The 24,754-nt window shown below is 61.2% G+C and carries 30 protein-coding genes; 24 read left to right on the top strand and 6 right to left on the bottom strand.

Annotated elements, in window-relative coordinates; translation table 11 throughout:
- From BMZ91_RS15330 to BMZ91_RS15320, 3 genes are all read left to right on the top strand, one after another.
- A partial coding sequence (locus BMZ91_RS15330) for a zinc-binding dehydrogenase (protein ID WP_342741956.1) occupies positions 1-357 on the top strand: 357 nt, incomplete at its 5' end.
- 119 nt (positions 358-476) lie between these two features.
- Complete coding sequence (yghU, locus tag BMZ91_RS15325; protein WP_092840790.1) at positions 477-1,343, top strand: glutathione-dependent disulfide-bond oxidoreductase; 867 nt, start codon at positions 477-479, stop codon at positions 1,341-1,343.
- Between the two features lie 124 nt (positions 1,344-1,467).
- Positions 1,468-2,187, top strand: coding sequence for an NYN domain-containing protein (locus tag BMZ91_RS15320; protein WP_092840789.1), 720 nt, complete (start codon positions 1,468-1,470; stop codon positions 2,185-2,187).
- 9 nt (positions 2,188-2,196) lie between these two features.
- On the opposite strand, the gene BMZ91_RS15315 is transcribed toward BMZ91_RS15320, so the two are convergent.
- The gene (locus BMZ91_RS15315; RefSeq protein ID WP_092840787.1) at positions 2,197-3,282 is read right to left on the bottom strand and encodes a CaiB/BaiF CoA transferase family protein; all 1,086 of its coding nucleotides are present in this window, start codon (positions 3,280-3,282) and stop codon (positions 2,197-2,199) included.
- 150 nt (positions 3,283-3,432) lie between these two features.
- Here BMZ91_RS15315 and BMZ91_RS15310 point away from each other — a divergent pair, with 150 nt between their 5' ends.
- A complete protein-coding gene (locus BMZ91_RS15310; RefSeq protein WP_092840785.1) occupies positions 3,433-3,936 on the top strand; it encodes an SRPBCC family protein in 504 nt (167 codons plus the stop codon).
- Here the strand turns inward: BMZ91_RS15310 and BMZ91_RS15305 are convergent.
- A complete protein-coding gene (locus tag BMZ91_RS15305) occupies positions 3,933-4,628 on the bottom strand; it encodes an SGNH/GDSL hydrolase family protein (RefSeq protein WP_245736413.1) in 696 nt (231 codons plus the stop codon). The genes BMZ91_RS15310 and BMZ91_RS15305 overlap by 4 nt on opposite strands.
- A gap of 206 nt (positions 4,629-4,834) precedes the next feature.
- On the opposite strand from BMZ91_RS15305, the gene BMZ91_RS15300 reads away from it, so the two are divergent.
- The 14 genes from BMZ91_RS15300 to BMZ91_RS15235 all read left to right on the top strand — a co-directional run bounded on the left by BMZ91_RS15300 (position 4,835) and on the right by BMZ91_RS15235 (position 16,065).
- Positions 4,835-5,764, top strand: a complete 930-nt coding sequence (locus tag BMZ91_RS15300; protein ID WP_092840819.1) for an ABC transporter ATP-binding protein — start codon at positions 4,835-4,837, stop codon at positions 5,762-5,764.
- Entirely contained in the window at positions 5,761-6,522 is a 762-nt protein-coding gene (locus BMZ91_RS15295; protein WP_092840783.1) for an ABC transporter permease, read from the top strand. The genes BMZ91_RS15300 and BMZ91_RS15295 overlap by 4 nt, the downstream gene beginning before the upstream one ends.
- A gap of 112 nt (positions 6,523-6,634) precedes the next feature.
- On the top strand, positions 6,635-7,432 hold the full coding sequence (locus BMZ91_RS15290; protein ID WP_092840781.1) for a S49 family peptidase: 798 nt from the start codon (positions 6,635-6,637) through the stop codon (positions 7,430-7,432).
- Entirely contained in the window at positions 7,413-7,604 is a 192-nt protein-coding gene (locus BMZ91_RS15285) for a hypothetical protein (RefSeq protein WP_092840779.1), read from the top strand. Before BMZ91_RS15290 ends, BMZ91_RS15285 begins: the two co-directional genes overlap by 20 nt.
- Positions 7,601-8,566, top strand: a complete 966-nt coding sequence (locus BMZ91_RS15280; RefSeq protein WP_092840777.1) for a calcium/sodium antiporter — start codon at positions 7,601-7,603, stop codon at positions 8,564-8,566. Before BMZ91_RS15285 ends, BMZ91_RS15280 begins: the two co-directional genes overlap by 4 nt.
- 13 nt (positions 8,567-8,579) lie before the next feature.
- A complete protein-coding gene (locus BMZ91_RS15275; protein ID WP_092840775.1) occupies positions 8,580-9,359 on the top strand; it encodes an SDR family oxidoreductase in 780 nt (259 codons plus the stop codon).
- A gap of 296 nt (positions 9,360-9,655) precedes the next feature.
- Positions 9,656-11,524: an excinuclease ABC subunit UvrC gene (gene uvrC / locus BMZ91_RS15270; protein WP_092840773.1), complete on the top strand. Its 1,869-nt coding sequence runs from the start codon at positions 9,656-9,658 to the stop codon at positions 11,522-11,524.
- A gap of 79 nt (positions 11,525-11,603) precedes the next feature.
- Positions 11,604-12,284, top strand: a complete 681-nt coding sequence (locus BMZ91_RS15265; RefSeq protein ID WP_092840771.1) for a TetR/AcrR family transcriptional regulator — start codon at positions 11,604-11,606, stop codon at positions 12,282-12,284.
- Positions 12,281-13,582: a phenylacetate--CoA ligase family protein gene (locus BMZ91_RS15260; RefSeq protein ID WP_092840769.1), complete on the top strand. Its 1,302-nt coding sequence runs from the start codon at positions 12,281-12,283 to the stop codon at positions 13,580-13,582. The genes BMZ91_RS15265 and BMZ91_RS15260 overlap by 4 nt, the downstream gene beginning before the upstream one ends.
- Complete coding sequence (locus BMZ91_RS15255) at positions 13,583-14,344, top strand: enoyl-CoA hydratase/isomerase family protein (protein ID WP_092840767.1); 762 nt, start codon at positions 13,583-13,585, stop codon at positions 14,342-14,344.
- Positions 14,345-14,404: 60 nt separating this feature from the next.
- Positions 14,405-15,070: a CDP-diacylglycerol--glycerol-3-phosphate 3-phosphatidyltransferase gene (gene pgsA, locus BMZ91_RS15250; protein WP_092840765.1), complete on the top strand. Its 666-nt coding sequence runs from the start codon at positions 14,405-14,407 to the stop codon at positions 15,068-15,070.
- A complete protein-coding gene (gene moaD, locus BMZ91_RS15245; protein WP_092840763.1) occupies positions 15,070-15,315 on the top strand; it encodes a molybdopterin converting factor subunit 1 in 246 nt (81 codons plus the stop codon). The genes pgsA and moaD overlap by 1 nt, the downstream gene beginning before the upstream one ends.
- Before the next feature lie 3 nt (positions 15,316-15,318).
- Entirely contained in the window at positions 15,319-15,762 is a 444-nt protein-coding gene (locus BMZ91_RS15240; RefSeq protein WP_092840761.1) for a molybdenum cofactor biosynthesis protein MoaE, read from the top strand.
- Positions 15,763-15,774: 12 nt separating this feature from the next.
- Positions 15,775-16,065, top strand: a complete 291-nt coding sequence (locus BMZ91_RS15235; protein ID WP_092840759.1) for an SCP2 sterol-binding domain-containing protein — start codon at positions 15,775-15,777, stop codon at positions 16,063-16,065.
- Between the two features lie 6 nt (positions 16,066-16,071).
- Here the strand turns inward: BMZ91_RS15235 and BMZ91_RS15230 are convergent, their stop codons facing one another.
- Both BMZ91_RS15230 and BMZ91_RS15225 read right to left on the bottom strand, forming a co-directional pair.
- Positions 16,072-16,722, bottom strand: a complete 651-nt coding sequence (locus BMZ91_RS15230) for a ChrR family anti-sigma-E factor (RefSeq protein ID WP_092840817.1) — start codon at positions 16,720-16,722, stop codon at positions 16,072-16,074.
- A 5-nt stretch (positions 16,723-16,727) separates the two neighbouring features.
- Complete coding sequence (locus BMZ91_RS15225) at positions 16,728-17,393, bottom strand: sigma-70 family RNA polymerase sigma factor (protein WP_092840757.1); 666 nt, start codon at positions 17,391-17,393, stop codon at positions 16,728-16,730.
- A 119-nt stretch (positions 17,394-17,512) separates the two neighbouring features.
- Here BMZ91_RS15225 and BMZ91_RS15220 point away from each other — a divergent pair, with 119 nt between their 5' ends.
- The 6 genes from BMZ91_RS15220 to BMZ91_RS15195 all read left to right on the top strand — a co-directional run bounded on the left by BMZ91_RS15220 (position 17,513) and on the right by BMZ91_RS15195 (position 22,483).
- The gene (locus BMZ91_RS15220; protein WP_092840755.1) at positions 17,513-18,811 is read left to right on the top strand and encodes an NAD(P)/FAD-dependent oxidoreductase; all 1,299 of its coding nucleotides are present in this window, start codon (positions 17,513-17,515) and stop codon (positions 18,809-18,811) included.
- Complete coding sequence (locus BMZ91_RS15215; protein ID WP_092840753.1) at positions 18,808-19,563, top strand: DUF1365 domain-containing protein; 756 nt, start codon at positions 18,808-18,810, stop codon at positions 19,561-19,563. The genes BMZ91_RS15220 and BMZ91_RS15215 overlap by 4 nt, the downstream gene beginning before the upstream one ends.
- Positions 19,560-20,795 (top strand): MFS transporter, encoded by a 1,236-nt coding sequence (locus BMZ91_RS15210; RefSeq protein ID WP_245736409.1) that lies wholly within the window; start codon positions 19,560-19,562, stop codon positions 20,793-20,795. Before BMZ91_RS15215 ends, BMZ91_RS15210 begins: the two co-directional genes overlap by 4 nt.
- 4 nt (positions 20,796-20,799) lie before the next feature.
- Positions 20,800-21,360 (top strand): DUF3833 family protein, encoded by a 561-nt coding sequence (locus tag BMZ91_RS15205; RefSeq protein ID WP_092840751.1) that lies wholly within the window; start codon positions 20,800-20,802, stop codon positions 21,358-21,360.
- Positions 21,357-22,091, top strand: coding sequence for an SDR family NAD(P)-dependent oxidoreductase (locus tag BMZ91_RS15200; protein WP_092840750.1), 735 nt, complete (start codon positions 21,357-21,359; stop codon positions 22,089-22,091). The genes BMZ91_RS15205 and BMZ91_RS15200 overlap by 4 nt, the downstream gene beginning before the upstream one ends.
- A 65-nt stretch (positions 22,092-22,156) precedes the next feature.
- Positions 22,157-22,483, top strand: coding sequence for a DUF3775 domain-containing protein (locus BMZ91_RS15195; protein ID WP_092840748.1), 327 nt, complete (start codon positions 22,157-22,159; stop codon positions 22,481-22,483).
- Positions 22,484-22,549: 66 nt separating this feature from the next.
- Here BMZ91_RS15195 and BMZ91_RS15190 read toward each other — a convergent pair whose 3' ends face one another.
- Positions 22,550-23,692 (bottom strand): saccharopine dehydrogenase family protein, encoded by a 1,143-nt coding sequence (locus tag BMZ91_RS15190; RefSeq protein ID WP_092840746.1) that lies wholly within the window; start codon positions 23,690-23,692, stop codon positions 22,550-22,552.
- Between the two features lie 2 nt (positions 23,693-23,694).
- Positions 23,695-24,750: a saccharopine dehydrogenase gene (locus BMZ91_RS15185; protein WP_092840744.1), complete on the bottom strand. Its 1,056-nt coding sequence runs from the start codon at positions 24,748-24,750 to the stop codon at positions 23,695-23,697.
- Between the last annotated feature and the right edge of the window lie 4 nt (positions 24,751-24,754).

The raw sequence follows: 24,754 nt of genomic DNA, 5'->3' as shown, positions 1-24,754 counted from the left end.
CTTACGGGCGGCGGCGCGGATTACACCTTTGACGCCACCGGCAACGTCGGCGTGATGCGCACGGCGCTTGAGGCGGCGCATAAGGGCTGGGGCGAAAGCATCGTGATCGGGGTGGCGCCTGCGGGGGCCGAGATCTCGACCCGCCCGTTTCAGCTTGTGACCGGGCGAAGCTGGCGCGGCACCGCGTTTGGCGGCGCGCGCGGGCGCACCGATGTGCCCAAAATCGTCGATTGGTACATGGACGGCAAGATCGAGATCGACCCGATGATCACTCACACCCTTGCCCTCGACGATATCAACAAGGGCTTCGAGATGATGCACGCAGGCGAATCCATCCGCAGCGTGGTTGTTTATTGATTCTGGCGGTTGCCAAGACAAGAATTGCAACGCCGCACAGCCCCCTGTGCGGCGTTACGCATTGCATGCCCTCAGCAACCGCCTAAATTTCCGCCAGACCCGAAGAAGGATTTATAAACATGAGCGATACATACACCCCGCCCGACGTCTGGACGTGGGAAACAGAATCAGGCGGCAAGTTCGCCTCGACCAACCGCCCCATCGCCGGGGCCACCCACGACAAGGAACTGCCGGTCGGCAAACACCCGTTCCAGCTTTATTCGCTGGCGACGCCCAATGGCGTCAAAGTCACTGTGATGTTCGAAGAACTGCTCGCCGCAGGCCATCACGCCGAATATGACGCCTGGCGCATCGATATCGGCGAGGGTGACCAATTCGGCAGCGGATTTGTCGAGATCAACCCCAACTCGAAAATTCCCGCCCTGATGGATCGCTCTGGAGATACCCCGTTGCGGGTGTTTGAAAGCGGCTCGATCCTGATGCATCTGGCCGAGAAATTTGACGCCTTCCTGCCCCAAAGCGGCCCCGAGCGCACCGAAACGCTCAACTGGCTGTTCTGGCAAATGGGCAGCGCGCCCTACCTTGGCGGCGGCTTTGGTCATTTCTACGCCTATGCGCCGGAAAAATGGCAGTATCCGATCGACCGCTTCGCAATGGAAACCAAGCGCCAGCTTGACGTTCTCGACCGGCAACTGGCCGAGCGTCCCTATATTGCGGGCAATGCCTATTCGATTGCCGATATGGCGATATGGCCGTGGTACGGGCAGCTTGTATTGGGCCGACTTTATGATGCAGCCACTTTTCTTGACGTGACAAGCTACACCCATGTCATGGCCTGGGCCGAAAAGATTGACGCCCGCGCGGCCGTGCAACGCGGCCGCATGGTCAACCGAAGCTTTGGCGAGCCGCATATGCAATTGCATGAACGCCATGACGCATCCGATTTTGACACCAGAACGCAAGACAAGATCGCGCCCTCGTCGTAAGCGCCCAAGAAAATTCGGCGGATTTTCTTACCCGATTTTCTTTGTAAAAGAAAATCGGCGCCGCCAACGGGTTTCACACCCGCACAGGATCGGGCATGACTGGGCCAAACAAAGGAGGCTTATCATGTCCGATCCCAAGGCCCCGCTTCTGGCGGTATTGATCGACGCCGACAACGTCCCTGCCAAATATGCCCGCGCGATCCTCAAAGAGGTCACGAGCTATGGCGAGCCGGGATTGCGCCGGGTCTATGGCGACTGGTCCAGCCAGCAACTGTCCGGCTGGACCAAGACCGCACAGGAACTGGGCCTCGTCCAGCATCAGCAAACCGCCAACACCAAGGGCAAGAATGCCAGCGATATCGGTCTGGTGATTGACGCGATGGACATCTTGCATGCGGGCCACTTCAACGGCTTTGTCCTTGTCTCATCCGACAGCGATTTCACCCGCCTCGCCAGCCGCATCCGCGAGCAGGGCCTGACCGTGATCGGCATTGGCGAGGCCAAGGCCCCGGATGCGCTCAAGAATGCCTGCAATCGTTTTGTCGCCATCGAGAACATCTATCAAAACACCGAGGACGCCCCGCAAAGCGCGCCTGCGCCGAAGATCGACGCGCAGACCATGACCGCCGCGCGCGACCTGATCTTCGAGGCGATGGAGAAGATCGACCTTGACGATGAATGGTATCCGCTTGGCCGTATTGGCCAGCAAATACAGGCCGACAAACCCGATTTTGACACCCGAACCTATGGCAAGAAAAAGCTCAGCGATCTGATCAAGGAACTGAAGGTGTTCGAGACCAAATCCGGCCCCGGCAATCAGCTATTGGTGCGCCGGGTCGATTAGGCAACGCGATCAGGCCTCAGACGCCAGCCACGCCCTGATCTCTTCGCTTTGCGCCCCGCGCGCAGGCGGCGCGGAAACGGCACGCATCTGCCCGTCAAACCGGGGCGCCGGGGCGGGCTCCAACCCTTGATCATTGCGCTGCCAGACCGCGCGGGCGGCCATATGGGCCTCTGTTGCGGCGTCATTCGGCGCCAGAACCGGCGCCACGCAGGCATCCGAGCCTGCAAAGATCGTCGCCCAGTGACTGAGCGGGTGTTGTGCAAAAATCGCCTCAAGCGCGGCCGCCTGATCGCCCCATGCTGATGGGTCATGCTGCTCTGCAAAATACGGGTCGTCGCCAAGCCCCATAAGCCGCAGGAATTCAGCGTAAAACTGCGGCTCAAGACATTGCACGCTCAGAAACCCGCCGCAGTGACAGCGATAGACCCGCGACCAATGCGGCCCGTCCAACAGGCTTTGTCCGCGCTCTGTGCGCAAATGCCCGCTCGGGGCCATCGACATCAAAAGCGCCATCATATGCGCCGAACCATCGACAATCGCCGCATCCACCACCGTACCGACCCCGCCGCGCGCCGCCCTTAACAGACCCGCCAGCACCCCGGCGACAAGATATAGCGCACCGCCGCCCACATCACCAACCATCGTCGCCGGTGTCTGGGGCGGGGTGCCCGGTGCGCCGGCATACCAGAGCGCGCCAGAGGTCGCGATATAATTGAGGTCATGCCCCGCCGTCTGTGCGCGCGGGCCGTCCTGGCCCCAGCCGGTCATGCGGCCATAAACCAGCTTCGGGTTGGCGCGCTGCATCTCTTCCGGCCCCAAACCGAGCCGCTCCATTACACCGGGGCGGAACCCCTCGATCAGAGCATCGGAGCGCGCGATCAGCGCCCGCGCCACATCCATATCCCCCGCGTCCTTCAGATCAAGCGTGATCGAGCGTTTGCCACGATCCAGAAGGTTGCGATCCCCCGCCACAAAGCTGCCCTTGCCCGGGCGGTGGATCACGATCACCTCGGCGCCCAGCTCAGCCAGCATCATCGCCGCAAAGGGCGCAGGCCCAAGGCCTTCGATCTCGATCACGCGAAGACCTGATAGCATGCTAATTCCTTCCCTAGTTGCGCCAGAGTACAAAACCGGGCGCGAACCTGCCAGCCGACTTTGTGGACCCTAATACTTTCGGCTCTCTTGGCGTACCGGAAACCCTGCGCTAGGGTTCTTGCAACCCCCGCAAAGCAAGGAGCGATACCAATGCAGATGAGTGACGAGCGCGATATCAAGGCAGATCGCGCAACGGTCTGGGCGGCCCTGCTCAGCCCCGAGGTTCTCAAGGAATGCGTGCCCGGCGCGCAAGAGGTGACCGGCACGCCCGAAGACGGGTTTGACGCGCTTGTCGTGCAAAAGGTCGGCCCGGTGAAGGCCACGTTCAAAGGCACCGTAACCCTGTCGAATATGGTTGAGATGGAAAGCTTGACCCTGACCGGCGAGGGCAAGGGCGGGGCCGCAGGCTTTGCCAAGGGCGGCGCCAATGTTCGACTTGAGGATAGCGAGACCGGCACCCGGCTGATCTATGAGGTCGAGGCCAACGTCGGCGGCAAACTGGCCCAGCTTGGAAGCCGCATCGTCGATGGCTTTGCCAAGAAGATGGCGGAACAGTTCTTTAGTCGCTTTGAAGAGGTGCTTGAGGGCCCCAAGGACGATGACGACGAACCCGAAGCGGAAAAGAAAGGCTGGCTCAAGCGGTTGATCAGCTAACGCCGGGCCTCGCTTTGCGCAATGAGCCGGGCAATGCGCGCCCCAATCGCGGCGCTTGCCTTGGGTGAGGGATGGATGCGGTCAACGGCGTGATAGCTTTGATCGCCATGCGGCACCAGATCGGCCAGCGACAGGAAATGCACGCCCCGGTCAAGCGCCGCTAGCCGTGCCACGCGTCGATCCATCTCGTCGCCCTCATCGGTGCAGCCTTCGATCGGCGAGGTGATGCCGGGCGTGCGCAAGTATCCCACATAGATCACCTGCGCGCCCTTGGCCCGCATTCGTGACGCAAAGCCGGGGATTGCGCCACGCCTGCCGTCCTTGCTGATCAGCTGGTCGATCCTGCGATCGCAGGCCCCGCACCCACAGCCAAAAAAGATATCATTTCCGCCGCCATTCAAAATGACCCAATCCCAATTTCCGGCGCGGTATTGTTTGCGAATACTGAGCCCCGCCGCCCCGGAAATCGGCAGGCGATAAAAGAACCGCGCGCCCGATACGGCGCGATCGACAACCGGCTCTTTCAAGGCGCTTTCCACCCCATTGGCCACGGATCGCCCCGACATCCCATGCACCGCCATGAGCGAATCGCCCATCAGCAATATCCGGGATGGCGTGTCGCGGCTTACGCTTTCGGTACACCCGAGCAGGGCGACCATGAACAAAATAAGGGAAAAGGCAGGTCTGAACATATCGGCTTTAGGTTTGATCCATATCTGTGGGCATCATGTACCCCGGTGTTAGACGCAAATGATCAACACTTGCTGTTGAAAATTGGTCGAAACCGCGACACCGATAAGGCATCCCGCGCAAATGCGCACAGATCACTCTGCGCCTTGGGATGTTGCACGTGGCTGTGAAAGGCCTAGGGTCCGGTCAACTGTGAATGAGGGGCCTGATGGCGGTGATTGTATCGGTGGACGACCTGAAAAAGGTCTACAAAGGCGGGTTCGAGGCGCTTCGCGGCGTGTCCCTGTCAATTGAAGAGGGCGAAATTCTTGCCCTGCTTGGCCCCAATGGCGCGGGCAAGACCACGCTTATTTCGGCGCTCTGCGGCATCACCACCCCGACCGGCGGCACCGCCACGATTGGGGGCCACGATATCGTGAGCGACTATCGCGCGGCGCGCGCCATGGTCGGGCTGGTGCCACAGGAACTTGCGCTTGAGCCGTTTGAGAAGGTGATCAACACCGTGCGGTTTTCACGCGGGCTTTTCGGCAAGCCGCATGACGCAGCGTTGATCGAACGTATCCTGCGGCAATTGTCGCTTTGGGACAAACGCAACAACCGCATTCGCGAGCTTTCCGGCGGGATGAAACGCCGCGTGCTTATCGCCAAGGCGCTCTGCCACGAGCCGCGCGTTCTGTTTCTGGATGAGCCGACCGCCGGCGTTGACGTCGAATTGCGCCGTGACATGTGGCAGGTGGTCGAGGGCCTCAAGGCCGAGGGCGTGACCATCATCCTGACCACCCATTACATCGAAGAGGCCGAGGCCATCGCCGACCGCATCGCGGTGATCAACAAGGGCGAAATCCTGTTGGTGGAAAACAAGGCCGACCTGATGGCCCGCATGGGCCGCAAGACCCTGCGCATCGACCTCTCGGGGCCGCTTGACCGGGTCCCCGAAACTCTCCGGGATTACGACCTTGAACTGGCCGAGGACGGTCACGCCCTTAAATACCACTACGACACCCGCGGCGATGGCACCGGCATCACCCGCCTGCTTCAGGCCCTGGCCCAAGAGGGCCTGTCGTTGCGCGATATCGAAACCCGTCAAAGCAGCCTCGAAGAGATCTTCGTCGGGCTTGTGCATGAGGACACACCATGAACCTGCACGCAATCTGGGCGATTTATGTCTATGAAATGAAGCGGTTTTTCCGCACGATCATGGAAAGCCTGCTGTCGCCTGTGATCTCGACCTCGCTTTATTTCGTGGTTTTCGGCGCTGCCATCGGAAGCCGGATAGATCAGGTCGAGGGCGTCGCCTATGGCGCCTTTATCGTGCCCGGTCTTATCATGCTGAGCGTGATGACCCAGGCGATCAGCAACGCCTCTTTCGGGATCTATTTCCCGAAATTCATCGGCACGATATTCGAGCTTCTGTCGGCGCCGATCAACTTTCTTGAGATCGTGATCGGCTATGTCGGTGCGGCGGCGACCAAGGCGTTGATGATCGGCGTCGTGATCCTTGTCACCGCGCAATTCTTTGTCGATCTCGACATTCAGCACCCGGTCGCGATGCTGGCCTTTCTGGTGATGATCTGCCTGTCGTTCTCGCTCTTTGGCTTCATCATCGGCATCTGGGCCGAGAATTTCCAACAGCTTCAGCTTATCCCGCTTCTGGTGATCACGCCGCTGGTGTTTCTGGGCGGGTCTTTCTATTCGATCTCGATGCTGCCCCCGGCCTGGCAGACGGTGACCCTGTTCAACCCGGTGGTCTATCTGATCTCGGGCTTTCGCTGGTCGTTCTTTGGCACGGCGGATGTCGCCATCGGCTATAGCCTTGCGGCCATCGCGGTGTTTTTCGCGCTCTGCCTCGGGGCGGTCTGGTTGATCTTCAAGACCGGGTACAGGATCAAATCCTGACCCACCGGGCGTGACCTTTTTACCCCTGCGCCGCCCTAATCAGAGCGGCCAGGCGGCCCCGTTTGCGCCGCCCGCCTTGTTTGTCGCGTCCGGGCACTCTACATCGGGCGATATGAAACATTTGATCCCCTTTCTGAAGCGCAAACCGATGGTCGCGGTCATTCGCCTTGCCGGCACCATCGGCTCGGGCGGGCGCAGCCAGTTGAACGACGAGGCCCTTGGCCCGGCCATTGAAAAAGCCTTCAGCAAAGGCAAGCCGGTGGCGGTAGCCCTGGTGATAAATTCGCCGGGCGGCTCGCCGGTGCAATCCTCGCTGATTGCCGCGCGCATTCGTCGGCTGGCGGATGAAAAAGACATTCCCGTGCATGCCTTTGTCGAGGATGTCGCGGCCTCTGGCGGTTATTGGCTTGCGGCGGCAGCCGATGACATCTGGGCCGACCCCTCGTCGGTGCTTGGCTCGATCGGGGTGATTTCGGCCGGCTTTGGCGCACAGGTTCTTCTGTCGCGCCAGGGGATTGAACGGCGGGTTTACACCTCTGGCAAATCCAAGAGCATGCTTGACCCGTTTATGCCCGAAAAACACGAGGATGTGACCCGCCTCAAGGGCATTCTGGAGGATATACACGAGGCGTTTGTCGCCCATGTCAAAACCCGGCGGGGCGACAGGCTTGCCGATAACCCGGATATTTTCACCGGTGAATTCTGGCTTGGCCAGCGGGCGATTGACCTTGGGCTGGCCGATGGCATCGCCCATCTGGTGCCGAAACTGAAAGAGCTTTACGGCGACAAGGTACGCCTCACGCGCTATGGCCGCAAACGCGGGCTGTTTCAGAGGTTTGGCGCGGAAATCGCACAGGATGCCCTGACCGCAATCGAAGACCGGGCCAGCTATGCCCGGTTCGGGCTCTGATATGGTGGTCAAGATCGTCATTCTGTTTCTGGTCGGCATGGGCGTGATGGCAATGTTCGGCAAGCTTCGCTATCCGGGGCAAAAGCGCCTTGCGCAGGCCAAGTGCAAAAGCTGTGGCCGCTACCGGATTGGCAAAGGCCCCTGCTCTTGCCGGAAGGATAAGCTTAAATGATGCCATGGGTTTTGTCCGGGCTTGGCCTGGTGATTTTGCTGCTGGCTGGCGATGCTCTGGTCAAGGGGGCGGTCAATCTTAGCCTTCGAGTGGGCATTCCCGCGCTGATCGTCAGCCTGACAATCGTGGCCTTTGGCACCTCTGCCCCGGAACTTTTGATTTCCGTCAATGCCGTTCTTGTAGACAAACCCGGCCTGGCGCTTGGCAATGTTGTCGGCTCGAACACGGCAAATATCCTGTTGGTGCTGGGCATACCGGCGATGATGTCGGTGCTGCACACCAGCGGCTGTAGCTGCTCGAAATCCTACCTCCAGATGCTTCTGGCCAGTGCGCTTTTCATTGCCCTGGCGTTTCGCGGCGAATATGACGTGCTGTCGGGGGCGGTGCTTTTGGGGGCGCTGTTCCTGATGCTTGCCGATGCCTTTCGCGATGCGCGCAACCACCGGCGCGACGCCGCGATCAAGGCCCTCGCCGAGGCGGATGAGGCCGAAGATGTCGAAGGCGCCGATCCCGATATGCCCTGGTGGCAGATCGTCACATTTCTGGTGCTGGGTCTCATCGGCCTGCCGCTCGGGGCGGATATTCTTGTCGATAACGCTTCGATCATCGCCGAACGCTATGGTGTCAGCGATACCGTGATCGGCCTGACGCTTGTGGCGGTTGGCACATCGCTGCCCGAATTGGCGACCACCGTGATGGCGGCCCTGCGCAAACAGGCCGATGTGGCGCTTGGCAATGTCATCGGATCGAATATGTTCAACCTTCTGGCCATTATCGGCGTGACCACCTTTGTTGGCAGCGTCCCCGTCGACCCCGAGTTTTTGAAATTCGATCTCTGGGTCATGCTTGGGGCCTCTCTGGTGCTTATCCCGTTCGTGTTTTTCCGGTTGGATATCGGGCGGCTTTGGGGCATTGCCTTGACCTCGACCTATGTGGGCTATGTCACGATTGTGTTGATCTAACCGGAGATATGGCATGACACGGGCATTGGTAACGGGCGCCGGAAAACGATTGGGCCGCGCCATGGCGCTTGAACTGGCACGGCACGGCCATGACGTGGCGGTGCACTATGCAACCTCGGCAGAGGCCGCCGAAGACGTGGCGCATGAGATCCGCGCCATGGGGCGCAATGCCGTAACCCTTCAGGCCGATTTGCTAGATGAGGATCAGGTGACACCGCTTGTCGGGCGCGCCGCCGAGGCGCTTGGCGGGCCGATGACTACGCTGATCAACAACGCCTCGATTTTTGAATATGACAATATCGAAAGCGCCACGCGCGCGGGCTGGGACCGGCATATCGAAAGCAACCTGCGCGCGCCCTTCGTTCTGACGCAGGCCCTGGCCCGCGATATCCCCGGCCCGGTGATGGATGAGAACGGCGAGCCGGTGGCGCAGGGCCTTGTGATCAACATGATCGACCAGAGGGTGCGCAAGCTCACGCCGGAATTCATGACCTACACCATCGCCAAGATGGGGCTCTGGGCCTTTACCCAGACCGCCGCACAGGCGCTTGCCCCGAATGTGCGTGTCAACGCCATTGGCCCCGGCCCCACCCTTCAGGGTCATCGCCAGAGCGACGGGCATTTTCAGAACCAGAGACAGGCCACGATCATGGCCCGCGGGGCCAATGCCAGCGACATCACCGGCGCGCTTGTCTACTTCCTCCTGGCGCCCTCTGTGACCGGTCAATTGCTATGTATTGATGGCGGTCAACACCTTGGCTGGAAGACCCCGGATGTCCTTGGGGTTGAGTAGCTTGCAGGCAGAGCCACAATAGTTTTGCACCGCTCACTGGGCCGTTATAAAAATGTTACAAAAATGCTAATGATTTCAGTATTTTGCATAGCGGTCATTATTTTTTCATGCAATATCAACACCTTACTAAACTGCCTAAAAATTAGGCAAATCGACGAAAGCAGCCGAATCCAACAGAAATTTCAGGTTCCCTGAAACTTATCAGCAGAGTTATCCACAGGAATCGTGGAAAGCTTCCCTCTTGCCCTTGGTCCCGTATCATTGCAGCACATCCAAAGAATCATATGTGAATACAAATGTCAGACACTGATCAGGAAATGCCGCGCAAAACCGGCCATGAGGTGATCCGCGATTACCTGCGCACGCTAGATGCCTCGCCCGGTGTGTACCGCATGCTCGATGCGCAGGCGCGGGTGCTTTATGTGGGCAAGGCGCGCAATCTTCGGGCGCGGGTGTCAAGCTATGCCCGGCCCACAGGGCATACCGGGCGGATCGCGCGGATGATCTCTGAAACCGCGACGATGATGTTCCTGACCACCGCCACGGAAACCGAGGCGCTGTTGCTGGAACAGAACCTGATCAAACAGCTCAAGCCGCGCTATAACGTGCTGTTGCGTGACGACAAGAGCTTTCCAAACATCCTTGTCACCGATCACGATTTCCCGATGATCAAAAAGCATCGCGGCGCCAAGCGCGAAAAGGGCGCCTATTACGGCCCCTTCGCAAGTGCCGGTGCGGTCAACCGCTCGCTGGCCCAGTTGCAGCGGGTGTTTCAACTGCGCAATTGCTCGGATGCGATGTTTGAGAGCCGCACCCGCCCCTGTCTGCAATATCAGATCAAGCGCTGCACCGCGCCTTGCGTGGGCCAGATCAGCAAGGCCGAGTATCGTGCGCAGGTTGGCGATGCCCAACGCTATCTGTCCGGCAAATCCACCGAGATTCAGGAAAAGCTTGCCGCGCAGATGGCCGAGGCCTCTGAGGCGATGGAATTTGAGCGTGCCGCCGCGCTGCGCGACCGGATCAAGGCGATGACCCAGGTGCAGACCGCCCAGGGCATCAACCCGCGCACAGTGGACGAGGCCGATATTGTCGCGCTGCATCTGGAAAAAGGACAGGCCTGCGTTCAGGTGTTCTTTATTCGCGGTGGCCAGAATTGGGGCAATCGCGATTTTTATCCCCGCGTCGGCGCCGATGTGGAAGAGGCAGAGGTGTTGGAGGCGTTTCTAGGCCAGTTCTACGATACCAAAGACCCGCCCCGGCAATTGATCCTGTCGCATGAGATCGAGAACCCCGACCTGATGCAACAGGCGCTCTCGGACAAGCTTGGCCGCAAGGTCACGCTGGTGGTGCCGCTGCGCGGTGAAAAGGCCGAATTGATCGACGGCGCCCTGCGCAATGCCCGCGAAAGCCTGGCGCGCAAGATGGCCGAGACAGCCACGCAGAGCAAACTGCTCAAGGGGCTGGCCGAGGCGTTCGATCTGCCGATGCCCCCGAAACGGATCGAGGTTTACGACAACAGCCATATTCAGGGCACCAATGCCGTCGGCGCGATGATCGTGGCGGGGGCCGAGGGCTTCATGAAAAACCACTATCGCAAGTTCAACATTCAGGGCGAGGGCCTGACCCCCGGCGATGATTTCGGGATGATGAAAGAGGTGCTGATGCGCCGCTTCAAACGCCTGCTCAAGGAAGACCCGGATCGCGATCAGGGCACCTGGCCCGATCTGTTGCTGATCGACGGCGGCGCCGGGCAGGTCAGCGCGGTGGCCCAGATCATGCGCGAAATGGGGGTCGCGGATATCCCCATGGTCGGCGTCGCCAAGGGCGTCGACCGCGATCAGGGCAAGGAAGAATTCCACCGTACCGGCAAGCGGGTGATGGCGCTCCGGCATAATGATCCGGTGTTGTATTTCGTTCAACGCCTGCGTGACGAGGCGCATCGCTTTGCGATCGGCACCCACCGCGCCAAACGCGCCAAATCCATCGGCGCCACCCCGCTCGACGAGGTGCCCGGCGTCGGCGCGGCGCGCAAGCGCGCCCTTCTGGCCCATTTCGGAAGCGCCAAGGCCGTAAGCCGCGCCAATCTGGCCGATCTGCGGGCGGTTGACGGGGTGTCGGACGCGCTGGCGCAAAAGCTCTACGATTTTTTCCACGAACGCGGCTGACCGTTTTTCACTAAATGGGAGTTGACAGAGCTGCATCCATTCCTGAACATGACGTCAGTTTCATGTTTAGGTCACTCAAATGCCCCCTGCCCCAAGAGGCCGCATTGCCGCGCCGGAATCTTATGACTACGCACGGGTTCTGGCCGCGCGTAGCTCGGCCGAGACCAAGGGCCAACGCACCGCGCAACAGATCAGGATAGCCACCTGTACCTTGCTGCAAACCGAGGCGCTTCAAAATTTGACCGTGGCCGCGATCTGCAAGGCGGCCGGTGTCGCCAACGGCACGTTCTACCTTTATTTCCCGGATCAAACCCATCTTTTGAATGATCTTCTGCTGGGCTTTGCCCGGTTTCTTCAGGCCAGCATGATCCGCGCCAGCCATGCCGCGCCAGATCAGAGCATTCGCGCCGCGACAAGGGCCTATGGATTGCTTTTCGAGCAAAATCCCGGATTGATGAAATGCCTTGTGCATCACCTTGATCATTTCGCGCCCGCGCGCGAGGTGTTTCACAGCCTCAACCGCGATTGGATCGAAACCGTCGTCGCCTCGACCCGGCGTCGGCTCGTGCGCGAGGGACGTGCTGAGGCGATTTCCGAGGCCGAATTGCGCCGCCGCGCCTATGCGCTTGGCGGCATGACGGATCAATATTTCTCAAGCCTGTATCTGTCGCGCGAACCGGGGCTGATCGCTGTGTCACAGGACCATGAGGCGGTGATCGACACGCTGACCACGATCTGGGAACGGGGATTAGAGCCATGACCCTGCTGGAGCGCGCCGAATTCGCCGACGCCGAAACCCTGCGTGCCCATCAACAGGGCGCATGGGCTGCGCAAGCCGATCACGTCGCCCGCCACTCGGCCCTCTACCGCGATTTGTGGCAGGGCAGAATGCCGCCCAAAGACCTCTGTGATCTGGCGCAGTTACCGCTGTCAGACAAGGCGCAGTTGCGCCTGTCGCAGGCGGCGCATCCGCCGTTTGGCGATTACCTTGCGGCCCCCACCCGCGCCGCCGTGCGCCTGCACCGCACCTCTGGCACCACCGGTCAGGCGATGAACCTCGCGCTTTCGGCGCGCGATTGCGCGATCACCGAAACCGTGGGCGGGCGATGCCAATCGGCGGCGGGGCTGACGCCCGATCATACGGTGGTGCATTGCCTGAACTACCAGATGTGGATGGGCGGGCTGACCGATCACATGACCCTTCAGGCGACCGGCGCTTTGGTGGTGCCCTTTGGGGTGGGATCGACCGAGTTGCTGGTGCGCACCATTCAAGAGGTGGGCATCACCGCGATTTCCTGTACGCCGTCCTATCCATCGGTTCTGGAGCGGGTGATTGCCGCGAAATTTCCGGGTCTCACGCCGCGCGATCTCGGGCTCACGCTCGGCCTGTTCGGCGGCGAGGCCGGGCTTGACGATCCGGTCTTTCGCGAGCGCCTGCGCCGGGTCTGGGGGATGGAGCCGCGCAATGCCAATTACGGCGTCTCGGATGTGTTCTGCAACTTCGCGGCGCAATGCGAGCATGATACCCGGCTTCATTTCATGGCCGCCGATGTGCTTTATCCCGAGTTGATTGATCCCGACACAACCGAGGCCCTGCCGCTTGCCACCGGTCAGACCGGCGAACTGGTCCTGACCCATCTTGCGCGCGACTGTCAGCCGCTGGTGCGGTTCCGGAGCGGCGATATCATCGCGGTCGATGAGACCGATTCCTGTACCTGTGGGCGCACGGGCTTTCGGTTTCGCGTGGTCGGGCGCTCGGATGATATGGTGGTGGTGCGCGGGCTCAACCTGTTTCCGACCATGGTGGCCGCGGTGATCAACGGCTTTGCCGCGCTTTCGGGCGATTACCGCATCACGCTGGATTCCCCCCCGCCCTATGATGCGCTGCCGGTCTCGGTTGAACTGGCCAAGGGGCAAACCGCGTCAGACGCGCTTGCGCAAGAGGTGGCGCAGGCGATGAAAACCGCGCTTGGCGCCACCGCCCGTGTCACCCTCTTGGAAAACGGAAGCCTGCCCCTGACGATGGGGAAAACGAAACGCGTGATACGGGAATATTAGATGACCGATTTTACCTATCAGACCGTGCTCAGCAGCCTTGGCGAGGGCGGCGTGCGCACGATCACCCTTAACCGCCCGCAAAGCCTTAATGCGATGAACCGCCAATTGATCGACGATGTTGCGCGTGCGTTTCAGGAGGCCAATGGCGATCCGGCCACCCGCGCGATCATCCTGACCGGTGCGGGCAAGGCGTTTTGCGCAGGTGATGACCGGCGCGAACATGTGCACCCGGAAACCGAGGAAGAGGCCCGCGATCTTGTGCAGGCGATTCAGCGCGCGACCCATGCGATCACCCTTGGCGCCAAGCCGGTGGTCGGCGCGATCAACGGCTGGGCCGTGGGCGGCGGCTTTGAATGGGCGATAAATTGCGACTTCCCGATCTGGGCAAAATCGGCGCAAGGCTTCTTTCCCGAGGTCTCGCTGAACCTCTTTGTCACCGGCGCGGTCACAAGTCTGTTGCCCGCTTTGGTGGGCCTCAACAAGGCGCGCGAGATGCTGTTTTTCGGCGACCGTTACGGCGCGGATGAATTGCAGAAGATCGGCCTGGCGTGGAAAACCGTTGAGGACGAGGCCCTTATGGAAACGGCCAGACAAACCGCCCGCCGTCTCGCCGATCTGCCAACGCGTTCGGTGCGCGCCATGAAGCGGGTGCTTAACACCGCCGCAATGCCCGACATGCACCGCGCCTTGCATCTTGAAACCGACGCTACGGTCGCCGGCTTCATGGATCCGGAAACCACCCGCCTGCTCAGCGATTTTTGATTGCATGTGAACATGCAAGGGCGCTTTCCCTCGGCGATATGACAGGATAGAACCGATATCATGACGTGGAACCTGCCAAATATCCTGACCACGCTCCGCCTGCTGGCCGCTCCGGCAGTTGCGGTGATGTTCCTGTATTTCACGCGGCCCTACGCCGATTGGTTCGCCCTTTTGCTGTTTGTCAGCGCCGCCATCACCGATTGGTTCGACGGCTATCTTGCGCGCAGCCTCAAGCAGGTCACGAAACTTGGCACCATGCTTGACCCGATCGCGGACAAGGCGATGGTGGTGGTCGCGCTGATGGTGATCGTGGGATATTCAAGCATGTCGCCCTGGCTTGTCCTGCCTGCGACGGTGATTCTGTTTCGCGAGGTCTTCGTATCTGGCCTTCGGGAGTTTCTTGGCGATACGGCGGGCACGCTCAAGGTCACGAAACTGGCCAAGTGGAAAACCACGGCACAAATGGTCGCGATTGCGGTGCTTTTTGCCCAGGGCGTGTTCGAGCATTATTTCGGCATGTCGATCTTTGGCATGGACAACGCGCTTGTGATCGACATTCTGGATGGCCGCGAAGAAGATGTTCACGGGCTTCTGTGGAAATACACCGGCATGATCTGGGCCGGGCATGCGGGGGTCTGGCTGTTGTGGCTGGCGGCGGCGCTGACATTGATAACCGGGCTTGATTACTTCAGAAAATCAATCCCACACCTGAAGGATACCCAGTGATGGATGTGCTTTATTTTGCCTGGGTGCGTGAACGCGTCGGGCACCCCAAAGACCGGATTGACACCAACCCGGCCACGGTCATGGACCTTGTGAACGATCTGCGCGCCCGCGAGCCGCGCTATGAGGCGGCGTTTAGTGATCTCGACGCGCTGCGCGTGGCGATTGATCAGGAGTTGGCCGATTTTGATGCGTCTCTGACCGGCGTGCGCGAAGTGGCGTTTTTCCCGCCAATGACAGGCGGCTAAGCCATGGATATCCGCGTGCAGGAGGCCGCCTTTGATCTGGGGCAGGAAACCAATGGATTTGCCGCCCGCCAGTCGGGGATGGGCGCGGTGGTCACATTCACCGGCATCGTGCGCGATCTCGACAACGGCGCGCTGAGCGCGATGGAGATCGAGCATTATCCCGGCATGACCCAAAAGGCGCTGGAAGGCATCGCGGATGAGGCCAAGACCCGCTGGACCCTGGGCGATGTGATGATCATTCACCGCTATGGCCGTCTGCACCCTGATGAGATGATCATGATGGTGGCCACCTCTGCGCGCCACCGGGGTGATGCCTTTCAGGCGGCTGAATTCCTGATGGATTTCCTGAAATCCCGCGCTCCGTTCTGGAAAAAGGAACTCACGCAGGACGGCGCCGAGTGGGTGGCCGCCAAAGACGTGGACGAAGACGCGCTCAAGCGCTGGTAAGGAGAGCGGATCGTGACCAGCATCATTGACGAATATGTCGGCAATCTGACCCCCAAGGCCAAAGGCCAGATCAGGGGCACCGCGAAGCTTGTGATCACCGATCATGGCAGTGTCATGCTTGATGAAACCGGTGCCACGGCGGGCGATGGCCCCGCCGATGTGGTGCTAAGCGCCAGCGACGAGGTGTTTCGCAACATTCTCTCGGGTGCGCAAAATCCGATCACTGCCTATATGTCGGGCAAGCTCAGGGTTGAGGGCAATGTGCAGCGTGCCCTCAAGGTCAGCGCGATCCTGACCGCTTAAATCCGCTCAAATCCTCAAGAACGGCTGGGCCAGGCGCGGGATCAACCCGCGAAAGCGCAGCGGCGCATCGGTGGCCGCAAGACAGATGCAATCGGCCCCGATATCGGCCACCGGCGTGTGGTTGAGATCCTCATTGGCGACCTCGATATCGCCGGGGCCAAAGCGGTCAACCTCATCGACAAACGCGCCTTGCAGGACCAGCGTGAGTTCGGTGCCGCGATGGCCGTGATCGGGCACCGCCGCCCCGGCCGGAATAAACAAAAGCCGCGCTGTGGCCGCCCGCGAGGTGGGCAGGATCGCCTGTTTCACACCCATGCCGACCGAGCGCCATTTGACCGCATCAAGATCGCCACCGATATAATCCTGCAAGGGTTGCGGCAGACCGTTTTTGCGGCGCGGCGCGGTCGCAGGCGGGGCACCGGCGGCGCGAATGCGCTGCATCGTCGCCTCAAGGCTGCCGACACTCATGTCGACGGTCTCGCAGCGCTCGACCATCGCGCCTCCCATGGCGTCAAACGCCCCCAGCCGGGCGCGACACTCGTCACACATCGAAATATGCGTGGCCACCGTCAAGCTAAAGGCCTCCGGCAGGTTTCCTGCGGAATAGGCCATCAAGAGGGCGTCGGTCAGATGATGTTTGATTTCAATATCGGTCATGGTGGTCACTTCATTGCGTGGCGCAAACGATCAAGCGCCAGTCTGATACGGGATTTGATCGTGCCGAGCGGCAGGCCGGTCTGGTCGGCAATCTCGGAATGGCTGAGATCGCTGAAATAGGCCTTTTCGATCAGCACCCTTTGTTTCTCGGGCAGGGCAGCAATCGCATCGCCCAGTTGGTCACTTTCTTCTTGCAGGGCCAGTACATCGGCCTGGTCCGGTTCGGGCTCGTTGCCCCAGGGCAGATCCTCGGGCTCGGGCCGTTTTTGTTTGCGCAACGCGTCAATCTTGCGGTTGCGCGCGATGGTAAAGATCCAGGTCGCCGCACTGGCGCGGGAAGGATCGAACATATGCGCCTTTTGCCAGAGCGTCGCCATCACCTCCTGCGCGCATTCCTCGGCCAGGGTGGCATCCGCCCCCGAGCGCATCAGGAACGCCTTGACCCGAGGCGCGAAATGGCCAAACAGCCGGGCAAATGCCGCCTCATCCTGAGCGTCGCGGATACGCGCGATACAGGCCACCCAATCCTCGTTTTCCTTGCGTTTCCTGTCTGTCGTCGGTTTCACGTGCGTCGGTCCTGACCGTTTGCCTGATCTTTCGACCTTTCTACCACGCGCGGCAATCACCGGCGAGGGGGCAGGACAATCGATCAGGGCGCTATCGGTCAACATAAATCTGGTACGCGGCGAAATCCGGATCGGATCACAGTTTACAAGAATAATTCATTCTAATCCGTTCCCACCGGCCCTGCGTATGCCCAAGACAACAACAAAAGCGGGTTCGCATCATTATGCCATTTGAGACAAGCGCCGCGGCGCGCAAGACGGTTGCCGTGATCGGCGCAGGTATCTCGGGGATGGGGGCGGCGCATCGTCTTGCCGACATCCACAACGTGACCCTGTTCGAGGCCGAGCCGCGCCTTGGCGGCCATGCCCGCACAATCATCGCCGGAAAACGCGGCGATCAGCCGGTCGATACCGGGTTCATCGTGTTCAACTATGCCAATTACCCTAGTCTCGTCGACCTCTTTGACCGCCTTGATGTGCCGGTTGTCAAAAGCAACATGAGCTTTGGCGCCTCGCTGCGCGGCGGGGCATTTGAATACGGGCTTGCCAGTGCCGGTGCGTTTTTCGCACAGCGCCGCAATGCGCTTAACCCACGTTTTTTGCGAATGCTGCGCGACATCTTTCACTTTAATGCGCGCGCGCTTGATCATGCCGGTGATCGCGACCTCAGCGTCGGTCAGTTTCTCGACAAGCTCGGCACCGGGAATTATTTTCGCGACTATTACCTCTTGCCGCTTTCGGGCGCGATCTGGTCGACCCCGACCCGGCAGATCCTTGATTTTCCCGCCCATGCGATGATCCAGTTTTTCGAGAACCACGCCCTGCTCAATTATTCCGGGCAGCATCAGTGGTATACCGTTCAGGGCGGCTCGCTCACCTATGTAAGCCGCCTTGAACAGGCGATGCGCGCGCAGGGCGTGACACTGCGCCCCGCCACCCCGGTGGCCGGTGTGCGCCGCCTTGACCACGGCGTTGAAATCCGCGCGCAGGGGGGCGAATGGGAACGTTTCGACGAGGTAATCTTTGCCACCCATTCCGACGATGCCCTGCGCCTTTTGAGTGACCCAAGCGAGGCAGAGCGCAGCAATCTTGGCGCCGTCGCCTATCAACCCAATGATATCATCCTGCATGCCGACACAAGCATCATGCCCAAGCGGCGCGCGGTCTGGTCGTCTTGGAATTACACCGAAACCGCAGCCAAGCGGGATGGTCAGATCGACCTCACCTATTGGATGAACTGCCTGCAACCGATCCCCGAGGATGATCCGCATTTCGTCACCCTCAATTCCACCCGCCCCATCCGCGAAGAGTTGATCTATGATCAGGTCACCCTGCGCCATCCGGTCTATGATCTGGCGGCGCTGAACGCCCAGGATCGTGTGCGCATGACCAATGGCGCCCATAACACATGGTTCTGTGGCGCCTGGATGGGGCACGGTTTCCACGAGGATGGCCTTGCCAGCGGGCTTGACGTGGCCGAGGCCCTTATCGACCGCGAAACGTTCTCGATGGCGGCGCAATGAAGGCAGTCGATCATATCCCCGGCCACACATGGCATGGTCGCAAGGGCGCGGTGGAAAACGCCTTTCGCTATAGCATCGACTATGTCCTGCTTGATGCCGAAGCACCGCTTGAAACGCCGCGCCTGTTCGGCCGCAACCGGCGCGGGCTTGCGTCACTCTGGGATAGCGATCATGGCGGCCCGCCCCGCCACGGGCAAGGCGCGGGCTGGGTGCGCGAGGTGCTGGCGGCGCACAACCTTCCGACGCCCGAGCGGATCGAGTTGCTGGCACAACCACGCATACTGGGCCATGTGTTCAACCCGGTCGCCTTCTGGATCTGCCGCGATCAACAGGGCGGCATTCCGGTGATCATCGCCGAGGTGAGCAATACCTATGGCGAGCGTCATTCGTACCTCTGCCACCGCGATGATCTTGCCCCGATCACCGCCAATGACCGCCTGAGGGCGAACAAGCTGTTCTACGTCTCGCCGTTCCAGCGCATCGAGGGCGGCTACGAGTTTCGCTTTGATCTGCGTCCCGACCGGATCGGCATCTGGATTGATTTCACCGGCGGCAATGGCGGGGTGATCGCCACATTGGTGGGGCCGCGCAAGCCACTAAGCAACACGGGCTTGCTCCGCGCCATGCTGCGGCGCCCGTTCGGGTCGCGCCGGGTGCTGGCGCTCATTCACTGGCAGGCGCTCAAACTCTGTTGGAAGGGCGCGCGCTTTCGCACGCGGCCCAGCCCCCCGGCCGAAGACATCAGCCGATGAGCCAGGTCATCACAGCCCCGATGACCGCGCCGCGCCTGCCTGGCTTTGCGGTCTTTGCCGCACTTCTGGCCTCGGCCGGCCTGCCGCTTTATATTCACGCGCCCAAGTTCTACGTCGATGAATACGGCGTGTCTCTGGCCGCGCTTGGTACGGTGTTGTTCGGGCTGCGCCTGTTGGATGTGGTGCAGGACCCGCTGTTGGGCCGCCTCTCGGAGCGTCTGCGCGCCTATCGCGCTATGAGCGTCTTGATTGCCGTGCTGGCGATGGCCGGGGCGATGCTTGGCCTCTTTGCCGTGACCCCGCCGATTGCGCCGCTATGGTGGTTTGCCCTCATGCTGACGGTGGTGTTTTCCGCCTTCAGCTATCTCACGATCTGTTTTTACGCCCAAGGCGTGGCAAGCGCCGATCACCTGCCCGGTCAGGGCCATCTGCGGCTGGCCCGCTGGCGCGAGACCGGCGCTCTTCTGGGCATCTGCGCGGCGGCGGTCGCACCCTTGGTGCTGGGCGGCTATGCGGGATTTTCGCTCGCTTTTCTGGGGCTTGCGATGGTCGCGCTCTGGGCCATGTCGGGCCAGTGGCAGGGCACGGACTTACCCGGCAGCACCGGCTTTGGCAAGGTTCTGCGCGATGCGGTGGCGCGGCGGTTGTTGCTAGTGGCGCTGGTCAATGCCGCCCCCGTCGCGGTCAGCTCGACGCTGTTCCTGTTCTTCGTCGAAAGCCGCCTTGCCGCGCCGGGATGGGAGGGGCCGTTCCTGTTGCTGTTCTTCCTGTCGGCCGCGCTCGCCGCGCCATTCTGGGGGCGACTGGCCGAAGAATACGGCGCCAAGCGCGTTTTGCTTGCGGCCATGGCCTTGTCGATTGCGGCCTTTGGCGGGGCGATCCTGCTTGGCGCGGGCGACCTCTGGGCCTTTGGCGTGATCTGTCTGGTTTCGGGCGTGGCACTTGGCGCCGATATGACGCTTTTGCCGGCCCTCTTTGCCACCCGGATGGCCGCGATTTCACCCAATGCCGCCGAAGGTTTTGGCCTTTGGTCGTTCGTGTCGAAATTCACGCTGGCGCTGGCCGCCGTATCGCTTTTGCCGCTGTTGCAGGCGGGCGGGTTCACCGCAGGCCAGAGCAACGACAACGACGCACTCTGGCTGTTGAGCCTGCTTTACGGCGCCCTGCCCTGTGCCCTGAAATTGTTGGCCATCGCGCTTTTGGCCCGCACATCAATTGACGAAAGGAACTGATCCGATGGAGGCCCTGACCTATATTCTAATCGGCGCGCTGGTGATGCTGGCCCTGAGCATCCTGCGTGAACGTTTTGCCGGGTTTCGCGCGCAACGCCCGGAGGATTACACCGGCGGCAACGATCAGATCGACCTGCGCAAACACCTTGATGGCGCGATCAAATGCGACGGCGTGATTTATGGCCCCACGGGGCGCGTCGTGTCGCGCTTTACCGGCGATTTCATGGCCAATTGGCAGGGCAATCGCGGCGTGATGCAAGAGCATTTCGCCTATGACAGCGGCAATACCCAGGATCGCGAATGGCGGCTTGAGCTTGGCAATGACGGATCAATCCGCGCCGAAGCCGACGATCTTGTCGGCATCGGGTATGGCCGCCAGCTTGGCTCGGCGGCGCAGCTTTGCTATCGCATTCGCCTGCCCAGAGAAGCGGGTGGTCATGTGCTGAGCGTCACCGACTGGATGTATCTTGCCCCCAACGGCGCGGTGGTGAACCGAAGCCAGTTTCGCAAATTCGGCATCAAGGTGGCCGAGCTTGTGGCAACCATGCGTCGGGTGGATGCGTGATGGACTGGCAGGGCAAGACATACTGGCTCGTCGGCGCAAGTGAAGGTCTTGGCGCGGCTCTGGCCCATAAGCTTAGCGCCGCCGGGGCCGAGATCATCGTGTCGGCGCGCAATGCGGATCGCCTGGCCGAGCTTGTGGGCGCCCTTCCCGGCCGCGCCCGCGCCGTCAGCGTCGATGTGACCGATGCCGAGAGCGTGGCGCGCGCCGTCAAAGAAATCGGCGAGATCGACGGCATGGTCTATCTCGCCGGGGTCTATTGGCCAATGCCCGCGAGCGAGTGGAACCCCGAACACGCCATTGCAATGGCGGATGTGAATTTCACCGGCGCGGTGCGACTGGCGGGCGCGGTTCTTCCCGATATGGTGGCGCGGGACGCCGGGCATGTTGTAATGACCGGCTCGCTATCGGGCTTTCGCGGCCTGCCCGGTGCGATCGGCTATGGCGCCTCCAAGGCGGGGGTCATGGCGCTTGCGGAATCGATGCGTGCCGATCTGTGGCGCAGCGGCGTTCGGGTGCAACTTGCCAATCCCGGCTTTATCAAGACCCGGCTGACCGACAAGAACGACTTCAGGATGCCGTTCATCATGACCCCCGAGGCCGCCGCGCAGGAGATGTTCGAACTGATGTGCGACGACACCGCCTTTGTGCGCCACTTCCCGCGCGGGTTCAGCTATCTCTTTCGCCTGTCGCGGCTATTGCCGGATTGGGCCTATTACCGGCTATTTGCGTAAGATCAAGGACGCCTATCGCTGCGCAGGTCAATTCTGTGATAGGATAGCGCAACAGGAGAACCGCCATGCTGGATATTTCAGTACATAAGATCGCGCAGATCATTCTTATGGCCCGCGAATTGGATCGGGCCGAGGCCGAAGTCAGGGCTTTTATCGACCAACTGACAGACGAGGAAAAGGCAAGCCTCGTGGCCGTCATGTGGATCGGGCGCGACAGCTTTGACGCCTCGGAGCTGGAAGAGGCCAAGCGCACCGCCGCCGAAGAGGCGACGACACCGACCGCCGATTACCTGCTCGGCTCGCCACATCTGTCGGATCATCTGGAAAACGGGCTTGATGCGCTTGGCCTTTCGGCGCTTGACGACGAAGACGAGCTTATTCGCGGTGGCTAGGCCTTGGGCCTCCACAGGCCGCCCCTGAACGAGGCGGCCTGTCAGGGCTGATGAGTGGCGCCCGCCTCAGGCGAGGTGATCGACCACCTGCAAATGCTGCGCAAGGCGGTCCACCTCGGCCAGAAAGCGGCTGACCAGCTTGGGGTCATGCGGTGCAGGCGTCACCCCGGCAGGGATTTCACGATTGAGAACCGCCTCGACCGCCAGAGAGACCGGCACCGACACAAGCCGCGCCATCGCGGTGCCGCGCGCATCGCCCCAGGCATCCATCACATAGGTTTTATGCCAGACCGGCACGCCCGCCTTTTCGGCCTTGAGGCCCACGCAAAGAACAACGCGATCCGGCTCGCCCTCGTCATAGGCATTCTCGTCCCAGAAGGTATCCGACATCTCTTTCAGACGGGCCTCGCCCTCGGGCCCGCTCAGCGTTTCGATCTCGGCAAAGACATCGCCCCAGGCCTCGGTCCAGCCATTCAGGCGCAGCGTGCCGCGCACGAATTGCTTGACGGGCCAGGCCGGATCAAACCGGTAATCCTCGATAAACGGCAGGGAATCGCGGTTCGGATAAACCTCGAACGTCTCGGGGCTCGGCAGGGGCGCGCTATAGCTGCTGATCGCGTCCCAGGGGCGCGCCACGTTCAGCTCGCTGTAATCGCGGATCGAGCGCGACGGCGAGCGCAGCGCCTTGAGCACGCCAAGCGGCGACCAGCTGAATTTATAGCGAAACGGGTTGGGATGCTTGGGAATGCCGCCGCAATAGGAAATGAACGAAATGTCATTGCCCGCATCATAGGCATCCGAGGCGCGATATTCGGCCACAAGATGATGCGCCATCAGATGATCAATGCCCGGATCAAGCCCGATCTCGTTGACCACGCAAAGCCCCTTTTCGCGCGCCGCCGCGTCAAGTGCCCGCATTTCCGGCGCGATATAGGACGAGCTGACGAAATCCGCACCCTTTTCAAGACAAAGCTCGGCCAGCGGCACATGCCACTCGCCGGGCAGCATCGACACCACAAGGTCGCCCGCCTTGAGATCGCCCGCCAGAGCATCGCGGTCAAACGCCTTGATTGCCTCTGTAAGATCGCCGACGGCGGCCTTGGCCTTGTCAACCGAGCGGTTCCAGACGGTTACATCATGGCCCGCCTCGATCAGCCGACGCAGACCCGGAATGGCCGAAAGGCCTGTGCCGCACCAATGGATAGTCATCCTTAAAGTCCTTTCATAGTATCGTCGAAAACCGCCTTTGCCCGCGCCCAGACCCCGGCGTCAAGGTTGTCGAGCGTCGCCAGTGACGCCAAAAGCTGCGCCGCGTAATCCGTTGAGGATTCGACCGGCAAAAGCGAAGGCAGGTTGTCGATCGCCATCACATCAAGCACCGGATCATCCGCCACGCGAAGCGCGGGCTCCTGCCATGTGGTGGCGTGCTCATAGACCGGCACCGGGTTGTAATCGCTATCAGGATCACAGGCCACATCGCCGATCACCGACAGGCGGCGTGGCGCCTCAAGCGCCGATTTCGGCACGAAAACCGGCGTGCCGGGGCGCGCGAAAATGCAGTTCAGGAACAGATCATGCTCAAGGATTTCGGGGAACGGCCCACCCTTGGCCGTCTCGGCCATATCCCATTTGGTGGTGCTGACATCCAGCGCCTCGCAGAGATCCGCCGCCCCCGTGCCGACCCGGCCCAAGGCGCCGATCACGATGGCGCGCGGGCGGGGTTTACCGGTCGCATCAAGGCGCCCGCGCAGATCGTCAAGCAAGGCATCGCGCCCGCCAAATGTCGCCACCGGCGCACAAATCTCACCCGCTTGCGCGGCGGCCCATGCCATAAGCGATACCGCCGCCCCCGCATAGCCCGCCCAATAGCCAAAGGCGGCAACGCGGCGGCCGTCCTCGTCAACCAGGTATTCCAGATCATATAGCGTGCCGCCCCCGGCGCGGAACCGTTCAAGCAACCGTCGGCCAGAATGCTGCCCCTTGAAGGCGTGGCCGAACATGATGTGGCGATGCGGCAGGGGCGTGCCATCCTCGGGCAATTCCTTGAGGCCAAAGATGATCGCCTCAACCGGCGCCTCGGGCCAGCTGTTCTCGGGCGCAATCGCACAGCCCGCCGCGCGATAACCCTCGATCGGGATGGCGCGCACATGGCTTTGCTCGACCGTGACCTTTATGCCCTTGGCAATCAGCGCCGCCGCCCCTTCGGGCGCCAGGCCGACGCGTTCTTCGTTGGGGCGCTGCTCGGCCCTGACCCAGAGATGTGTCATGTGA

Origin of the sequence: Roseovarius lutimaris, assembly GCF_900115165.1 — a bacterium.
Classification (GTDB): domain Bacteria; phylum Pseudomonadota; class Alphaproteobacteria; order Rhodobacterales; family Rhodobacteraceae; genus Roseovarius; species Roseovarius lutimaris.
This window is presented reverse-complemented; position numbering and strand designations above follow the sequence as displayed.

What these genes read in the sequence shown, in the direction of transcription:
- BMZ91_RS15300 (WP_092840819.1), top strand. Translation starts at nt 4,835, where the DNA reads ATGGCGGTGATTGTATCGGTGGACGACCTGAAAAAGGTCTACAAAGGC.
- moaD (WP_092840763.1), top strand. Translation starts at nt 15,070, where the DNA reads ATGGATGTGCTTTATTTTGCCTGGGTGCGTGAACGCGTCGGGCACCCC.
- BMZ91_RS15220 (WP_092840755.1), top strand. Translation starts at nt 17,513, where the DNA reads ATGCCATTTGAGACAAGCGCCGCGGCGCGCAAGACGGTTGCCGTGATC.
- BMZ91_RS15310 (WP_092840785.1), top strand. Translation starts at nt 3,433, where the DNA reads ATGCAGATGAGTGACGAGCGCGATATCAAGGCAGATCGCGCAACGGTC.
- BMZ91_RS15195 (WP_092840748.1), top strand. Translation starts at nt 22,157, where the DNA reads ATGCTGGATATTTCAGTACATAAGATCGCGCAGATCATTCTTATGGCC.
- BMZ91_RS15185 (WP_092840744.1), bottom strand. Translation starts at nt 24,750, where the DNA reads ATGACACATCTCTGGGTCAGGGCCGAGCAGCGCCCCAACGAAGAACGC.
- BMZ91_RS15190 (WP_092840746.1), bottom strand. Translation starts at nt 23,692, where the DNA reads ATGACTATCCATTGGTGCGGCACAGGCCTTTCGGCCATTCCGGGTCTG.
- BMZ91_RS15215 (WP_092840753.1), top strand. Translation starts at nt 18,808, where the DNA reads ATGAAGGCAGTCGATCATATCCCCGGCCACACATGGCATGGTCGCAAG.
- BMZ91_RS15290 (WP_092840781.1), top strand. Translation starts at nt 6,635, where the DNA reads ATGAAACATTTGATCCCCTTTCTGAAGCGCAAACCGATGGTCGCGGTC.
- BMZ91_RS15320 (WP_092840789.1), top strand. Translation starts at nt 1,468, where the DNA reads ATGTCCGATCCCAAGGCCCCGCTTCTGGCGGTATTGATCGACGCCGAC.
- yghU (WP_092840790.1), top strand. Translation starts at nt 477, where the DNA reads ATGAGCGATACATACACCCCGCCCGACGTCTGGACGTGGGAAACAGAA.
- BMZ91_RS15240 (WP_092840761.1), top strand. Translation starts at nt 15,319, where the DNA reads ATGGATATCCGCGTGCAGGAGGCCGCCTTTGATCTGGGGCAGGAAACC.
- BMZ91_RS15205 (WP_092840751.1), top strand. Translation starts at nt 20,800, where the DNA reads ATGGAGGCCCTGACCTATATTCTAATCGGCGCGCTGGTGATGCTGGCC.
- BMZ91_RS15285 (WP_092840779.1), top strand. Translation starts at nt 7,413, where the DNA reads ATGCCCGGTTCGGGCTCTGATATGGTGGTCAAGATCGTCATTCTGTTT.
- BMZ91_RS15275 (WP_092840775.1), top strand. Translation starts at nt 8,580, where the DNA reads ATGACACGGGCATTGGTAACGGGCGCCGGAAAACGATTGGGCCGCGCC.
- BMZ91_RS15265 (WP_092840771.1), top strand. Translation starts at nt 11,604, where the DNA reads ATGCCCCCTGCCCCAAGAGGCCGCATTGCCGCGCCGGAATCTTATGAC.
- BMZ91_RS15260 (WP_092840769.1), top strand. Translation starts at nt 12,281, where the DNA reads ATGACCCTGCTGGAGCGCGCCGAATTCGCCGACGCCGAAACCCTGCGT.
- BMZ91_RS15255 (WP_092840767.1), top strand. Translation starts at nt 13,583, where the DNA reads ATGACCGATTTTACCTATCAGACCGTGCTCAGCAGCCTTGGCGAGGGC.
- BMZ91_RS15280 (WP_092840777.1), top strand. Translation starts at nt 7,601, where the DNA reads ATGATGCCATGGGTTTTGTCCGGGCTTGGCCTGGTGATTTTGCTGCTG.
- uvrC (WP_092840773.1), top strand. Translation starts at nt 9,656, where the DNA reads ATGTCAGACACTGATCAGGAAATGCCGCGCAAAACCGGCCATGAGGTG.
- BMZ91_RS15305 (WP_245736413.1), bottom strand. Translation starts at nt 4,628, where the DNA reads ATGTTCAGACCTGCCTTTTCCCTTATTTTGTTCATGGTCGCCCTGCTC.
- BMZ91_RS15210 (WP_245736409.1), top strand. Translation starts at nt 19,560, where the DNA reads ATGAGCCAGGTCATCACAGCCCCGATGACCGCGCCGCGCCTGCCTGGC.
- BMZ91_RS15230 (WP_092840817.1), bottom strand. Translation starts at nt 16,722, where the DNA reads ATGACCGATATTGAAATCAAACATCATCTGACCGACGCCCTCTTGATG.
- BMZ91_RS15295 (WP_092840783.1), top strand. Translation starts at nt 5,761, where the DNA reads ATGAACCTGCACGCAATCTGGGCGATTTATGTCTATGAAATGAAGCGG.
- BMZ91_RS15315 (WP_092840787.1), bottom strand. Translation starts at nt 3,282, where the DNA reads ATGCTATCAGGTCTTCGCGTGATCGAGATCGAAGGCCTTGGGCCTGCG.
- BMZ91_RS15225 (WP_092840757.1), bottom strand. Translation starts at nt 17,393, where the DNA reads ATGTTGACCGATAGCGCCCTGATCGATTGTCCTGCCCCCTCGCCGGTG.
- pgsA (WP_092840765.1), top strand. Translation starts at nt 14,405, where the DNA reads ATGACGTGGAACCTGCCAAATATCCTGACCACGCTCCGCCTGCTGGCC.